Below are 12,349 nucleotides of genomic sequence, written 5' to 3'. Positions count from 1 at the left end.
TTCCCGGCCTCGCCAGCCGATCATTCAACCCAAATCCCTTTTTTGAAGGAACAAGACAGATGAACGAATTCCAAACTTCCACCGAACAACACGAACTGCTAGCCAGCGAACTGGAAAGCAGAGAGACCACGGGGCTTGTTCAGCCGACTTCGGACAGCACTCACGCCACCGGTAGTTGCGAGAGGAGGCAACGGTTGCTCGACGAGATCGACCAACTGACCGTCCGCCGCGATAAATACCTGAGCGAGGCTGAACAGCACTACGCCAAGATGGCGCCGTTGGAAGCCTTGCTGGAGGGCGACGAAGTATTAGACGCGGATCGTATGCGTGAAATCCGCAGCGAGTACAACACGCTGAAACTTCCGTACGACTCCAGTAAACACCATGCCTGGCTCTTCGATGCTCAGATCACTCGACGCGAGCAACTGCTCAATCACGAAACCTTGATGGCGGGTTACACCGAGTCGATGGCGAACTGGAAAGCCGACGAGCAAGAACTCAACGAAAAACGGGACAGCCTCAGCACGCGCTTGGAACAGATCCAGCAGCAAGCGGAAGAAGACATGGCCAAGGCCCGGCAAGCCGAAACCGATGCCGCCACCGCCTATGCGCAGGCGGTGGCCTGGGGCGATACCGAGGGCGAAAAGAACGCCAATGCAGACGCGCAGAAAGCTGCGAAAAACCTCGCGACTGCAACCGAGCACAATCGGCGCCAGCACTTGATCATCGCCGCGCTGGAACAGGAACTGGTTATCGTCGACCAGCACATTGCCGAGGCGCAAAGGGAACACCTTGCCATCCAGAGAACAGCCATGTTGCTGGCAGAGAAGGTATTGGAAGAGCGATGGAACGAAAAAGCCCAAGCACTGATGGATATGGGCGCCAAGCTGTGGGCTGTCCAACGGATGCTCGGTGGCGATCAACTCAGCCTGAGAAGGTTGGTGCTTCCTAAAGAAGGTGAAGGTTTCGACACATGGGGCAGTCGAGAGCTGTCGGAACGATCTGGCCAATACAGCGTGCAAGACATTCTCTCGCTGTAACGCGCTGACCCACCTGAAACAGCCTGCGCACGCAGGCTGCTTAGAATCCCATCAGGACTAAGATCATGATCACACAAATCCGAAGCAGCGCGAGCTGGAGCGAAACCCTGAAGGCGCGCAAAGAGCATTTGACCGCCTTGCTGAAAATCGTCGACATCAAAACCGGCAAAACTACAACGGTCCAGGCACTCACCATCAATCTGATCAAGAATGAAATGAGCTACGTTGAAAGCAAGTTGAAAGGCCGGCCGTAACGATGAACTTGTAAGCTGTAATAGTATTCAGATAGATATCTTCAAAACACACATCAGGAAACGTTCATGTCCAAACTTGCCGAATACCGACAGCTAGAAAAACACTTGGCCGAGCAGCTTCAGGCTCTGGAAGCACTGAAGAACGATGGCGCACTGAAAAAAGAAATCGAGTTCGAGACCAAGCTGCGTGGGTTGCTGGACCAATATGGTTTCAGCCTCAAGCAAGTCATCAACCTGCTAGATCCGCAGAGCCCCAAGCGAGGTCCGGCTTCGGTCGCTACGCCAGGCACTCGCAAACCGCGCGCGCTAAAGACATACAAGAACCCGCACACTGGCGAAGTGGTTGAAACCAAAGGTGGTAATCACAAGACGCTGAAAGAGTGGAAAGCCGAGTACAGCTCCGACATTGTTGAGACTTGGCTGAATTAACAACACATCATTAAAAGGCCTCTAAGAGGCCTTTTTTGCCCATGCACAATACAAATTTCGCATTTCAGCTATGCGGATGCATCATGAAGACAGCTTCCAAACGACACCCGCAACAATCAAATTTACAGCTGATACCTCTCTATCTTAACTCTCCCACCATCTATAACAACTTGATCAACTAAAAATCTATTTAGCTGAACCTCGCACTCCGAAAGATCATGAGGCGTCATAATAGATATCTCACTAACCTTATAACCAATAGAGTTAAAGGATGTGCCCAACCTCAATCCAACACCTTTGCTTATTAGCCATCTATCATGAATTAACTCCGAATTATTGAGCTTTCCCACACCATAAATATATGTCTCCGGCGGAGTCTGATCCGAAATTTTTTGCCAAGCAACTTCAAATTCATCATTTGAAGCAGATTTCTTTTCCCTTAGATAACTCGAAGACGCAATGATCTGGATTTTACACGACGGATTTGCTGCCTGTATCATTTGCACAATTTCAACATCGTCAGATGTGAAAAACGGATCGCAAAATTTTATGTATTCTAGACAGTTCTGGTTTAGCCAGTTTTGAATATATTCTAACGCGGAAGCCCTAGTATTCGGCTTAATAATCAGTCCTTTAACGGATGCATCGTAGCCCCCCACATGTGCTGACAAATGGGTTCTTGTACTTATCACTTCAATTGCTAATTCAGCCGTCTTCATTAGCGCTTCACACATAGGCAATATGTGTTGCTTTACATCACCAGCTGAAACGTATTTTCTTGCGGCGTTTTCAATATACCAGCACAGTAGAGGATAGAGCTCACCTAGCCCAATCTCTAGATCAGAAGACATATATGCGGTGAGCGCAGAGACGGGTTTGGCGGTAATGCGACCTGACAACAACGAAGAAAGATTTCTCCAGGCTGCTTCAGAGAGAAACTCCTCATCAATGTCTTTACCAGCACCTGTTCCATTACAGTTAGCTAACGCTTTTTTTGCCTTAACAACCGACAAGGTATGTTTTGCATGCAAACGTGCTTCCACACGAGCCGGATCATCATCAATCAATTCTAAAAGCTCTTCAGCAAACTTCTGATCGATTTGATCTGCCGCATCAATGAGGGATCGCTGCGCTTCTGCAACGACATCTATATCTTCAATCTCCTGGCACATAACAAATGCTTCACGAAGCATTTTTTTGGCAGAAAATGGATTCAACTCTTTACAAGTAGTCGCACACAACTCTAAGCGACCTATTTTATCAACAAGCCAGGGAATCATATTAGATCCACTCTCAGCAGCTTCTAAAAGCTCCTTCTTTTGCGTCAACAACTTCACAGGCATCGAACTTAAAATTTCGATATAGACAAACGCCTTATCAGCCGCATTGGGGATCAACTTAGCCTCTTCAATCAAAGCCTGCCAAGTAGGTAAAGCAATATCTGTGATCATGTACACTCGAGCTAATGCGCACAACGCATAACCTTTATGGGTAATATTTTTTTGGTCAGGTAGCTTAGAGTGTATCAAATCAATAAGGCGTGCACTGATATCCCTGCGCTGCTGAGATGAAAACTTAGCTTTATTTTTTTTACTCGCAACAGATCGCATCAACCTCTCTAGCGCCGGATAAATAGACGCATCGCACTCCATATATTCAATAAGAGTAACAATATCGGTTGCTTGGTTATAGTCTAATGAAAACTCTTCAGACGAGTCCATTGCCGCTGGATCCGTTGCAGTTTGCTTGCGCCGAATAAGTTCACAAGCATTATAAAGCGCAGAATCCTTGTTACTTTCAGACAAGCAACTTAACTCTTTGAGAGCTGACTCACTGTGACAGACAAACAACGCCGGAAATGCTATTTCATACATTGCAGCATATAATGTTTCATTTGAGCGGCGTATCCTTTCTAGTAGAGGATAGCAAAAATCAGAAACTATAGTTTTCAACATACTATCAGCCAGCCATGCTCGAGAGGCCAGATCTGTGAATAAAGCTATTTGTTGCCTAGGAGATGATAGCTTTCCAATTGCGGCTGCTAATCGAGCCAGCATAGCTGAATCTAAAGCACCATTCTTTATCGCCACGCCAAAAGATCTTATAGTTAACGCTAAACACTGCATAAAGCATTGCTGAACGCCTATATTTTCAAACTCAAGAGTTCCTCGAAACTCCGTCGCGCGCTCATACAACCTTTCAGCTTCATCCATCGAAACTTCGGACAATGCCTCGACCGCATTGAAGCAGACCTCATTTCTAATCGCACCAGGCGGAAACTTTTCAATCAAAACCGTTATTGCGTCAACCAGATAGGAAGACCCCATAGGAATGCTAGACTTCGCGTATTGCTTGAATAGATTAACTTTGCACCTAGCTGCAATCAAATAGTCTTTTATTTGTGCGATCGAAGCTCTCAAGCTACCAGCCCAATCAACATCAAACGCCTCTTTATTGATCATTTTTGTGCATGAAAGAAGTAGATTTGAGACAAAATCATGGTCATCAATAGAAGTAATGATATCAGTAAACAGCTTCCCCGCCTGCTCAGTATGAGGCTTACTAACAATATCCTCTGCAATCAACTGCAATGCCAAGAATCTGCTTCGCAACGTATTTAATCTTTTAGCCAAATTGAAGGCTTCGGAAACATCGCATTCTATAAGCGCAGGCAATACCGACTCAATGCATTCATATTGTGACGCCGCATTACTAAGCAAATCATTAACAGATGTTTTTAGACCTTGATCAATAACAGCTTTAAAACCTTCCTCGCTTTCAAATTGATCATCAGGATCTACATATCTCAACGCATAAAACAATCTTACAAAACATTCCGACTGGACTTCGCAGTTATTTGACTCAGAAACAACGTAGTAAGCTTCTATAAGCCTATCATAGGCTTTGCGTGGATTGTTCCTGGCTTCAGCATATGCAAGATATGTGTTTAATCTAACAAACTCACGAGCTAAAGGAGAATCCTTAATCAGCTTAATTTGCCGATCAAACAAATCCACCAGTTCTAGAGCAAGCTCTGGTTCTCCATCACTTGTCCGAAGAGCGCTAGCCAAGGAGGCTAGATCTTTCAACGTGACAGTATAGTCCGTATCCTTATCTATAACCCCTAGTACATATTTTACAATATCTAAGAGCCCTTCTCGCTTATTTTGCGTCGAAACAAACCGAATCAGCACTCTAGTTTTGTTCTTTATTTTTGAAGCATCAAAAAAACTGATGATTTCTGCTGAGCTATCGTCTTTGTGGAACTGGGTCATCGCAGCAGTAAACTCTTTTACCGCCTTATTTTTTATCCGACCTTCAAAAGAGTTCCCCTGTAGCTCCTGTTGCTCCATTGAGGCGACAATGCTAAACCTCGAAAAAGTTAGATCCTTGCGCTTGGCGTCATTAACATTGCTAAGGCACCTTTCCAATGCTTCAGAAGCAAGAGCTACATCCACGGACACCAGTTCCTCAGCAATCTGTAACGCAGCGCCACCGCCTTCACTAAAATCTACGTTCTTGATCAACTGAACAATATGATCCAGCAGAAACGAGTCCACGTTTTTTGACTTACTTTTCAAGCCGTTTGCATATGCTGTCAACAGTGAAAGCTTAGATATTTTCGTGAGAGCACGCTCAACTAACTGCATCGCATGCTGAGTCTTACCAATGGCAACCAGAGCATTCACTTCCGCTTTGGATGCGCTTGATTCAGAAAGATCTACGAACAACGACTTTTGTAGCGCGAACTGAAATATCGATAACGGACTTTCCTCAGCATGAGCACTAACAAGCCCAATCGAAGCACGCGCCTTCAGCTGAGCCAATGACTGAGTAGACTCTAGCAACAAATAATAGTGCTCATTTGAAATCAGCTCTATAATTTCTGCATTTCGACTTTGCTGCTGCAAATAGCTTGCGAGAAACAATAATGACTCACTGCTTTCCGGTTCTCTCTCAAGATATTGAATTTGCAAGCCGACAGCTTCGAGCTGAAACTTCTTTAGTTTACTTTCCGCGTACTTCCTATGAGAACTGGAAATAAAACTAATGAGCCCCAAACCTTTAGACTCTAGGAAAGTACAAGACTCAAGCATCCCTGAAATCTCAGGCTCACTGACGCCAGCAATAAGCTCGACTTCTTTTTTGCCAATCAACTGTTTTGAAAATGCCAGTACAGATACTGCCTTTTTCTGCGAGATACTTAGATCGTCAAATTTACTAAAATCGAGAGCAATGAAATCTAAATGCTTCTCTGGAGAACTTAGCAACACATCGGATAATATTGCACCGACTTTTAATTGACGCTTGATAGCACACAATTTCCCAGGATTACCTCGGCAAAGTTGCTTTAAATCATCAAGCTCTGCAGGTAGCAGTGGAAATTCTTCGAAAAGCATGTCCACTTCTAAATCTAGGAAGCGGCGCAATTGACAGGTTTTTGAAGTTACTTTATTTAAGCATTTTGCAAGCCTCAACTGAGGCCCAGAAATCAAAAACCTGAAATTATCCACACCGATTGGCAAGGCGGAGTTAAGTATCGCTGAAACGTAGGACTCATCATCCGTTGGTATATGAGCCAACCCGTCCACAACAAAATAGGCTATCTTTCCTTTGAATTTTGATCGAGCTCTGAATAACAAGGTGCTGAATTCAGCATCATCAATTGCAGCCTTGTCAAATGTCTTCCCATCCAAAAAGAACTTCAACTGCTCTGCAATTATTAATCGCACATAATCAAGACTATAAGAGTATTGACTTGATGGATTCAAGAACACAGAAAATGTGTTATCCATATTTGCAGCCACAAACTGAGCGAGAGCAGTCGTGGCCCCCATACCGCTTTCACTTTCAAGAAATACTACGTGATTATCTGGCGTAAACACGTCAAGAATAGTTTGAAGAACGTCCTTTCTCTCAATTAAAGAGTCATCTGAACTGAGAGGGCCTTGCATGTAATTCCAGTTTCTTGGTTGGAGATCGATATCTTGGGCGTTGCTCATTGTCTGTTCCTTGACTCTTAATTTTACGATTCTTATATCATGCTGCGAAAAAAAAATGGATCCCCCTCGGGAGATTCAAAAATATCAGATGAGGTAAAAAAATAGAAAATGCTTTAGTGAAGTATCTACGCCAAGGCTGTATAAAAACACAGCAAACATCAGAACCATCGCGTAATGTCGTCGTTACGAAAATAGGGAATTTCGGTGCCGGCCCCACCTTGGATTTAGTAGACACCTTCGGCCGAAGCCCCGATTAATGATTGCCCAGACTGGGCGACAGTAGGACACACCTCTATCGCTCGGCGCTTCGCTCACCAGTCCTTAACCATTGACCTCACGTCCTAAGGCGTTACACCACTCGATATGTGTAACACTCACCAAACGCAAGTGATCTAGTCGGTGTTATCTTGATTTTTTCCTTGTTATTCAATGACTTATTAATTCTTCGTACACGTGTAACACGAGTAACACGACATTCGAACGTCCGCCCCATTCCCCGTAAGCAACATGTCCATCAGCGCTGGAGCTCGGCAAACATCGATCCTTGAAACCATCATCTTTACAGGGTCGGAAATGCAGGCGGAGCAGATGAGTTCAATGGATGCGTTTCCGAACCTGCTGGGGACCCTGGGCGTTCTCAATGAACACGGGGTCGGAAACCCGCGTGATCGTGTTAGCGGAAAAGTGCACAGCTTAGTGAACAGGTGAACCGGGTGAACCATGGTTCACCAGTGCAATTGCACAAGGTATTGGGATGTTGCGGGGGACCCTGAGCATTTCTGAAGGACACGGGGCAGAAAACCCGCCGAATCGTGTTAGCGGCTGGATTTTCTACGTTGGTTGACAGGTTGACGTGGTTGACACCATCCCCAAGGTTGACGGGGCTCAACCGTTCGCTATCAACAACACGTTAACCCACCTTTACCGTTGCGGTAACGATGCCCTTTTCTCTTCAATATCCTTTCAATTTCAACGTTGAAATTTCAGTAAGCTGATGAAACTGTCGCTAACAAGATCTCGCGGGTTTCCGACCCCGTATCCTCAGGATATCGTCAGGGTCCCCAGCGCCTTTTTCTGTAACCCACCCGAGATCTCAGATGAGTAACCTCCAGAAGCTAATCGCAGATGCCCTGTCCGGCTTATCTGTTCAGGAAAAAATCTCTGATGACGGTTGGCAGGCAATCGCTAAGCAATGTGGCGCCCCTGAAATCGAAGAGATCGAACAGCGTATTGCCAGGTTACGAGCAGAGCTGGAAACGGTTGAGGAGTGGGACGGAGATACCCAAGATGACATACATCTCGCGATTTCCAGCTTTACCCGATTACTGAGGTCCGCGAAAGCACGGTAACGTTGCTGGCAGCGATAGAACCACAAGGATTCAACATGAATAAATTCCTCATAGGATTCACCTTCCACGAGCCCGAACGGTGGACCTTGTTTCAAAAAGGCATCATTGAAGACTGCGAGTCATCCACAGGTATTTACGTCGCGGCCTTCACTGTAGGTGAAGCAATTGCATGGGCAGAGCGTATTGCTGAGGAACTCCTGCGGGCATCCAACTCAGACCCTAAGCTTGACTGGAAGTCGTTGGGTTACGAGTGCTGGGTCGTGGACGATCCGAGCGACTCCGACTGGAGTCATTGCCTCGCCTTTTTTCAATCCGTCGAAATCGGCGTTTTCCCAGATTTTGTGAATATGGGTGCGAGCGCGTACGGAAAGTGGGCCGAGGATCATGGGATTTTTCCCACTTAATCCTGCAAGCCCCGGTAACGCCTTCGCTCAACAGCTGATTTCCCCAGCAGCGCATACCTTCAGTTGGAATATGTATGACCCCAGAATGGATCGGTCGCGGCAAAACCGTCGCACAGTTGATACAAGAGCTTCGTTCTTTCGAGGATCAGAGTCTGGAGGTTCGCATTTCCATTGATAGGGGCGAATCCTCACAGCCCATTTCTCTTGTTACGAAGAGAGGTGAATATGCCGTGCTAGAGAATCACCAGGACGTGCCCACAATCGTTCGTCACGATGACTAACGATCGAGCCTTTCAAAGAACGTCAAAGGAAGCAGCGCGATGCACCCTGTATCCCCACTTGTATCCCTACAAAGTTCTATCCGAATACAAGCCAGTAAACACAGGGAAAATTTCGTTGAGTTCAAACGACCCCGGCCCACCAAATACGAAGCAAAACAAAACCCGCCAAGTGCGGGTTTTGTTGCATCTGGGGGTTGGTCATTTCTATAGGCAGCATCACCATCCCCGGCAAAAGCAGGCCTGCCCGCGACAAGGCTCGCAAGACCACCACAAAAAACCCCGCGGCCAAGCCACCATCATCGTCGCGACCTGCCACGGAGATGCCCATGCGCCAAGCCCTCCTTATCATCGATGTCCAGCCCAGTTTCGCCCCACCTCAATGGCTCATCGAAGGTGTTCAGACACTCATCGGTACCCTGCCCAGCGTCGCCACGGTCGAGCGTCACGACGAATCCAAAAACCCGTTCCAGAAACAACTCGGCTGGCATCCCGCACCAGACGATGACAGCCTGATTCAGGCCGACTGCATCTTCATCAAGCACGGCTACGCGCCTTCGCCGGAAACCATCGACTATTTGAAAAGCTTGAAGGTGGATCGCGTGCTCGTCTGCGGTCTCCAAACCGAGACCTGCTGCCTGGCGGCGGGGTTTGCTTTGTTTGATGCGGGGTTGGAGCCGACGTTGATCACTGATCTGACGGTGGGCTCATCGCTGGATCGGACCGGAGAGTTGGGTGTCAGACTCTGGAGGCATCATTTCAAGCACACGCTCAAATCGAGTGAGCAGTAATCAACGTATTGGTCGGCGATTCCACGCAACCGGACCTATGCTGCGGTTTACCTGCAACCGCTTGAGCAACCAACGCACTCAGGAAGATCAACATGAACGTATGGATCGCAGCCGTCCTGGCCGCCATGGCTTCTGTGCCAATACACGCCGCCACCGAGATCGCTCCTCGTGTCGAGCAGGTCACCTTCAAAAAGGGCTCCGACACCATCAGGTTCACCCGATCCATCAAAGGCCCGCTCACCGCGCAGTACCGCCTAAACGCGAAGGCTGGCGAAATGATGACCGTGGACTTCAAGCCTTCCAACGCCTTTGCCTACTTCAACATCACCGCGAAAGGTGCGGACCATGCGTTGTTTAACGGATCGATCATGGGCAATCACTTTCTGGGACCATTGCCCGCCGATGGCGAATATACGGTTCAGGTATACCTGATGCGCAACGCCGCTCGGCGCAATGAAGTGGCCAACTACAGCCTTTCGTTAAACCTGACCTCGGGTGATGCGACGGATAGCAACCAGCCGTTCGACCAGACACTTGAATTGCAGGGCATTAGCTTTCACGTGACGAGCGTGTCGGTCGATGGAAATCGTGCTCTACGCATTGCACCCCAAGGTCTGGAAATCGAAAACTCAGAGATCGTACGCCCCCTCACCGGCACCATCGTCCGAGCAGAGGTCGCCGACCTTGATCGCAATGGCTCTCCAGAGATTTACGTCTTCATCAGGTCACCGGGGCGCGGGATGCCGGGCGAACTCATTGCTTACGCTGCCAACCGCAAGAAGTCGCTGAGCGAGATTTATCTACCACCTGTCAGCGAGAACCCGAAAACAGCGGTGGGCTACCAGGGGGAGGATGAGTTTGCCGTGGTGGAAAATGCGTTGGTGCAGCGGTTCCCGGTTTATGACAGCACGGATGCCGATGCGGGCAGGACGGGGAAAATTCGGCAGGTTCAGTACACGTTGATGCCTGGTGAGGCCGGGTGGGTTTTGAGGGCTTTGGGGGTGACGGAGTATTGAAAGATGCTCGTTGGTGAGTTGCTCCCGTTCGCCCCCACGGTCAAAGCCCAAACACTTCGGATGAAGACCCGAAGCCCTTCTACACTCACCTCTCACACGTTCGAAAACACTCACCAAACGAGCCCCCATGACCACCCTCAAAGACCGCTTGAAGCAAGGCAAGGATGCTCGCAAGAACTGCTCCCGCAGTTCGCAGGCGACCATGGGGAAAATAAATCGCGACCCGCTGCCGCTGATCAAAACGTCCAGTGAAGGCCGCATCAAGTCACTGGTCGAGTTGCGCTACGGCCGCATGCTGGTCTCGCCCTTCACCTTCTTTCGCGGCAACGCGCTGCTGCAAGCTCACGACTTGGCCGGAACATCCAGTATGGGCCTGGTTTCGCCAATCTGCGGCGACAGTCACCTGATGAACTTCGGTGGTTTCGCCACGCCGGAACGCAATCTATTGTTCAGCGTCGCCGATTTCGACGAAGCCCATCCCGGGCCTTGGGAGTGGGACTTGAAACGGCTGGTGGCGAGTTTCGTGGTGGCAGCGCGCGATCTGCGCCATGGCGACACGGTCGAAGAAACGGTCTGCCGCCAGGTGGTCGGCGCCTACCAACAGTCCATGCTCGAATGCGCCGAACAAAGCACCCTGGAAACCTGGTACGAATCCATTAGTTACAACGACCTGCGCCAGCAAGCGAGCAAAACGACCCTGGAGCATTTAGAGCGAGCTATCGAGAAAGCAGAACAGCGCACTCACGCCGAGTTGCTGCCGAAAATCAGTGAACGTGACGCACATAGCCGATTAATCATTCGCGATGATCTGCCGGAAATTTTCCATTTACACAAAAACACCACGCTGCTGGATGCCGACGACGACTGGCTGCGCCTGTCGGACTGGCGGCCGCTTTACGACGCGTTCATGCGTGACTATCCCGGCACGCTGCAAGCCGACCGCCGCGAGCTATTGTCGCGTTTTCATGCCCACGACATGGCGTTCAAGGTGGTCGGTGTGGGCAGTGTCGGGACTCGTTGCCTGGTCGCGCTGTTGACCGACGATCAGGAAAACCCGCTGTTCCTGCAATTCAAAGAGGCACGTCGCTCGGTGCTCGCCGGTTACGTGAAGACCAAATCGCGTGTGCGGCATAACGGTCAGCGCGTGGTCGATGGACAGCGGCTGATGCAAGCGGCCAGTGACCTGTTTCTCGGCTGGACCACCGGTCCCGGCGGTCGACACTTCTATGTGCGTCAGTTGCGCGACATGAAAGTCTCGGCTGAACTCGAGACGTTCGACGCGGACACCTTCGCCGCCTACGGACGCGTTTGTGGCCGCGCTCTGGCCCGCGCCCATGCCAAATCGTCCGGGCACTCCGCGCAGATCAGCGGCTACATCGGCAAGGGCGATGCGCTGGCCGACGCGCTATTCAAGTACGCGCAAAGCTACACCGCGCAGAATGAGCGCGACTTCGAACAATTCCAGCAGGCCTGCCGCAAGGGCCGTTTGCGGGCGCGCTCGGAAGCGGACTTTGCGGCTGATCATTTGACTTAGGCGTGTCTCAGGGTGTGAAGCTGCGGGCACTCATCGACATGAATTTTTCTTCACCCCACGACCTTCCATCAACGGGTACATTGCGCTTGCTCATTCAAGAAACTACGGTTTGCCCGCCCTCCCGCGGGCTTTTTTTTGCCTTCGGCTTTGTTTCATCGGTGTTCAGGCCTTCCCGCAATCCTCTGACGCAAATCACTCGCAGCGCCCCCATAGGGTGTACCATCAAGCTCTGTCCATCAGATATCAGTTAG

General features: G+C 49.3%; 10 protein-coding genes. 8 read left to right on the top strand and 2 right to left on the bottom strand.

All coding sequences use genetic code 11. From position 1 onward, the window contains the following. Window positions 1-59: 59 nt before the first annotated feature. The 3 genes from QFX16_RS03730 (at window position 60) to QFX16_RS03720 (ending at window position 1,723) form a co-directional block, all read left to right on the top strand. On the top strand, window positions 60-1,040 hold the full coding sequence (locus tag QFX16_RS03730) for a chromosome segregation protein SMC (protein WP_283182888.1): 981 nt from the start codon (window positions 60-62) through the stop codon (window positions 1,038-1,040). A 65-nt stretch (window positions 1,041-1,105) separates the two neighbouring features. Beyond that, window positions 1,106-1,294, top strand: coding sequence for a hypothetical protein (locus tag QFX16_RS03725; protein ID WP_283182887.1), 189 nt, complete (start codon window positions 1,106-1,108; stop codon window positions 1,292-1,294). Between the two features lie 66 nt (window positions 1,295-1,360). After that, the gene (locus QFX16_RS03720; protein ID WP_283182886.1) at window positions 1,361-1,723 is read left to right on the top strand and encodes a histone-like nucleoid-structuring protein, MvaT/MvaU family; all 363 of its coding nucleotides are present in this window, start codon (window positions 1,361-1,363) and stop codon (window positions 1,721-1,723) included. 122 nt (window positions 1,724-1,845) lie between these two features. On the opposite strand, the gene QFX16_RS03715 is transcribed toward QFX16_RS03720, so the two are convergent. After that, window positions 1,846-6,726, bottom strand: coding sequence for a hypothetical protein (locus QFX16_RS03715; protein WP_283182885.1), 4,881 nt, complete (start codon window positions 6,724-6,726; stop codon window positions 1,846-1,848). Window positions 6,727-7,823: 1,097 nt separating this feature from the next. Here QFX16_RS03715 and QFX16_RS03710 point away from each other — a divergent pair. After that, window positions 7,824-8,075 (top strand): hypothetical protein, encoded by a 252-nt coding sequence (locus tag QFX16_RS03710; protein WP_283182884.1) that lies wholly within the window; start codon window positions 7,824-7,826, stop codon window positions 8,073-8,075. A gap of 35 nt (window positions 8,076-8,110) precedes the next feature. Beyond that, on the top strand, window positions 8,111-8,479 hold the full coding sequence (locus QFX16_RS03705; protein ID WP_283182883.1) for a hypothetical protein: 369 nt from the start codon (window positions 8,111-8,113) through the stop codon (window positions 8,477-8,479). Between the two features lie 402 nt (window positions 8,480-8,881). On the opposite strand, the gene QFX16_RS03700 is transcribed toward QFX16_RS03705, so the two are convergent. Further along, complete coding sequence (locus tag QFX16_RS03700) at window positions 8,882-9,088, bottom strand: hypothetical protein (RefSeq protein ID WP_283182882.1); 207 nt, start codon at window positions 9,086-9,088, stop codon at window positions 8,882-8,884. Here QFX16_RS03700 and QFX16_RS03695 point away from each other — a divergent pair. The 3 genes from QFX16_RS03695 (at window position 9,087) to QFX16_RS03685 (ending at window position 12,098) form a co-directional block, all read left to right on the top strand. Further along, window positions 9,087-9,548, top strand: a complete 462-nt coding sequence (locus tag QFX16_RS03695; protein ID WP_283182881.1) for a cysteine hydrolase family protein — start codon at window positions 9,087-9,089, stop codon at window positions 9,546-9,548. The genes QFX16_RS03700 and QFX16_RS03695 overlap by 2 nt on opposite strands. A 92-nt stretch (window positions 9,549-9,640) precedes the next feature. Beyond that, window positions 9,641-10,564 (top strand): hypothetical protein, encoded by a 924-nt coding sequence (locus tag QFX16_RS03690; RefSeq protein WP_283182880.1) that lies wholly within the window; start codon window positions 9,641-9,643, stop codon window positions 10,562-10,564. A 127-nt stretch (window positions 10,565-10,691) separates the two neighbouring features. Continuing rightward, window positions 10,692-12,098 carry a DUF2252 domain-containing protein gene (locus tag QFX16_RS03685; RefSeq protein ID WP_283182879.1) on the top strand — a complete coding sequence of 469 codons (1,407 nt, stop codon included), beginning with the start codon at window positions 10,692-10,694 and terminating at the stop codon, window positions 12,096-12,098. Window positions 12,099-12,349: the final 251 nt, after the last annotated feature.

The sequence above is a fragment of the Pseudomonas svalbardensis genome, from assembly GCF_030053115.1.
Classification (GTDB): domain Bacteria; phylum Pseudomonadota; class Gammaproteobacteria; order Pseudomonadales; family Pseudomonadaceae; genus Aquipseudomonas; species Aquipseudomonas svalbardensis.
Note: the sequence above shows the minus strand (reverse complement) of the source record. Positions and strands in the feature narration are given on the sequence as shown.

What these genes read in the sequence shown, in the direction of transcription:
- QFX16_RS03715 (WP_283182885.1), bottom strand. Translation starts at nt 6,726, where the DNA reads ATGAGCAACGCCCAAGATATCGATCTCCAACCAAGAAACTGGAATTAC.
- QFX16_RS03725 (WP_283182887.1), top strand. Translation starts at nt 1,106, where the DNA reads ATGATCACACAAATCCGAAGCAGCGCGAGCTGGAGCGAAACCCTGAAG.
- QFX16_RS03720 (WP_283182886.1), top strand. Translation starts at nt 1,361, where the DNA reads ATGTCCAAACTTGCCGAATACCGACAGCTAGAAAAACACTTGGCCGAG.
- QFX16_RS03700 (WP_283182882.1), bottom strand. Translation starts at nt 9,088, where the DNA reads ATGGGCATCTCCGTGGCAGGTCGCGACGATGATGGTGGCTTGGCCGCG.
- QFX16_RS03705 (WP_283182883.1), top strand. Translation starts at nt 8,111, where the DNA reads ATGAATAAATTCCTCATAGGATTCACCTTCCACGAGCCCGAACGGTGG.
- QFX16_RS03685 (WP_283182879.1), top strand. Translation starts at nt 10,692, where the DNA reads ATGACCACCCTCAAAGACCGCTTGAAGCAAGGCAAGGATGCTCGCAAG.
- QFX16_RS03695 (WP_283182881.1), top strand. Translation starts at nt 9,087, where the DNA reads ATGCGCCAAGCCCTCCTTATCATCGATGTCCAGCCCAGTTTCGCCCCA.
- QFX16_RS03710 (WP_283182884.1), top strand. Translation starts at nt 7,824, where the DNA reads ATGAGTAACCTCCAGAAGCTAATCGCAGATGCCCTGTCCGGCTTATCT.
- QFX16_RS03690 (WP_283182880.1), top strand. Translation starts at nt 9,641, where the DNA reads ATGAACGTATGGATCGCAGCCGTCCTGGCCGCCATGGCTTCTGTGCCA.
- QFX16_RS03730 (WP_283182888.1), top strand. Translation starts at nt 60, where the DNA reads ATGAACGAATTCCAAACTTCCACCGAACAACACGAACTGCTAGCCAGC.